Genomic DNA, 2,354 nt, shown 5'->3' with positions numbered 1-2,354 from the left:
GGTGAGCTGCGGGTCGAGGGTGATGCGCTGGGGAATGTAGGCCCCCTCGAGGCAATAGTCGACCCGGTAGGCGGGCTGCACGGGGGAGCGGTACTCCGGGTCTTTTGCGTGGGCAATTGCCTCAAGGAGGGTGGTCTTGCCGCTGCCGTTCGCACCGGTGATGCGCAGATGCTCGGGGCCGCTGAGAATCAGGTGTTCGGGGTGCTCCGCAGGGGTTCCCTGCCGGCTCTCGCCATCTGCCTCAACGGGTGAAAAATGCAGAGAATCAACCTTAGTGGGTTGCTGAGTGGTAAATGTTTCACGTGAAACCTGCTGAGGGTTAGTCCCACGAGAATCAACCCTGTGCAGCTCCAGTACCTTGCGCCCCGCGGGTAGGGGCTGTTGGCTCAGCTCGGCATAGATTTTCTCCTGCACGCGCACCTCATCCTGGGCGTTCTGGTATGCCTCCTGAGCCTGCTCCTGCTTGCCGATGCGCAGAACTCGAAGCTTTGCCGCCGCCTGACGTGAGGCGTCCTTGGTGAGGGCAAGAATTGTATCCGGCTGGTCGTCCTTCCACACCTGCGCCATGTTCTTCGAGATAATCTCCTGCGCCTGCACCCACTCGCGATGCGCCGAACGCACCCGGTTCTTCGCCTCGGTCACGCGACGCTGAGCCGCCTGCTGCTCGGTGTCCAGCGCCTGGCGGTAGGTGCTGTAGTTACCCTCGAAGAGGCGCAGATGCGCCAGCCCCTGACGATCGGAGTGAAGCTCCGCAATCACGTTTACACGCTCCAGCAGGTCACGGTCGTGGCTAATGATGAGCGCCGGGCAGGGTAGCGCCTCCAACGCGGCGAAGAGCTGAGCCTTCGCTGAGGAGTCCAGGTTGTTCGTCGGCTCATCGAGCAGAATGAACTCGGGATCAGAAATCATCAGCGAGGCAAGCGCGGCAATGACCGCCTCGCCACCGGAGAAGCTGCGCATACTGCGAGCAAAGAGTGCGCGAACCGCCTCCGGGTTGTCGCGATCAACCACGGTCGCCGGGGTGAAACCGTAGGTCGCAAGAGCCGCGAGGGTGCGCTCCTCAACGTCCCAGCTGTCCCCGATGGTCTCGTAGAGTTCGGGGGAGTATTCGCCGGATTCTACCGCCTGTAGCGCCCGCAGAATCTCGGCGATTCCGCAGAGCTCGGCGAGGGTTTGATTCCGATTCAGACCCATATCCTGAGGTAGATACGCCATGTGTTCCGGCGCCGCCAAAGAACCGGAATCCGGGGTCAAATCACCCAAAATCAACCTCATAAGGGTTGTTTTTCCGCAACCATTATCACCAATGAGCCCGGTCAGAGGTGCCGAAAATACCGCCGACAGATCCGCAAAAAGCGGAGGCTGGCTCGGGTGCGCAAAGTGCAGATGAGCGATACTAATGTGCGCCGCTGCATGGGAAGTGGCGTGCGAGCGGACATCGCGGGAAGAAGCGGAACGGGGAAAGGTCGCCTGCGGCTGAAGTACGTGTGTCATACGAGCTCCTTGAGGTATGGATGCTCGGGTGCTCTCAAACTCCGACGGTGGTGCGTTGCAGCAGTGTGCCGGCGGTTTGGGGGTGCCTATGCTGAGCGCGTGGCGGTAAGAGGATCGCCCTAAAAAGGGTGCGAAAAAACCCGAGCGTAACGGTGGATGTACCTGTGCCCGGGTGCGTGCGCGCTGATTGGAACACGTAGGAAACGTGTCCGTAGAGCTGCTGCGTGAGCGCACGAAAAATTCTTCTGAGTCCGGGCTTATGCTCGGTGGGTCATTTCTTTGATGCCTCCTAGATTCCGAAGGGCACCCCGGTCGCGCCTTGGGTGGCTTCGGTCAAACGATACATTCAGCTCCGCCAGCTACCCCCGTGGTGGGGTAGCGCGGATAGAGAGCTGATGGCTCAAGCATAGAAACTATGTGGGTGCTGAGTCAAACACCTTCCCATGTAGGAGAAGATTCAGCATGCTGATTCCCCGAATGGTTCCTTCCCGAGAGTTTTTGTTGAAAGGTTGAGCGTGCGGTCAATGCGGATGCGGCGGCAGAAATCCTCATCATGGCTCACCACGATGAGCGCACCGGTGTATGCTTCGAGCGCCTGCACCAGCCAGTCCACCGAGGAAATATCGAGGTTATTCGTCGGCTCATCCAGCATGAGTAGCTGCGGCACCGGATCCGCCAGAAGCACCTGCGCCACCGCGGCACGGAAGCGCTCACCTCCGGATAAATCCCCAATGCGCTGATGTACGCTTTCGCGACGGAAGAGCAGGCGCGCCAACTGGTCACGCAGATGCTGCTCGCTCACGCCGGGGTTAGTCCGCTGCACGCTCTGCAGGAGGGTGAGCTGCGGGTCGAGGGTGATG

2 protein-coding genes are annotated in these 2,354 nt (G+C 60.4%); both read right to left on the bottom strand.

Annotated elements, in window-relative coordinates:
- Positions 1 to 1,494 (bottom strand): ATP-binding cassette domain-containing protein (locus tag HMPREF2842_RS08905; protein WP_070644373.1); only part of this gene is annotated, 1,494 nt, incomplete at its 3' end.
- A 457-nt stretch (positions 1,495 to 1,951) separates the two neighbouring features.
- On the bottom strand, positions 1,952 to 2,354 hold a 403-nt coding region (locus HMPREF2842_RS09140; RefSeq protein ID WP_141752195.1), incomplete at its 5' end, for an ATP-binding cassette domain-containing protein.

Source organism: Rothia sp. HMSC069C10, from assembly GCF_001812205.1.
GTDB lineage: Bacteria > Actinomycetota > Actinomycetes > Actinomycetales > Micrococcaceae > Rothia > Rothia mucilaginosa.
Note: the sequence above shows the minus strand (reverse complement) of the source record. Positions and strands in the feature narration are given on the sequence as shown.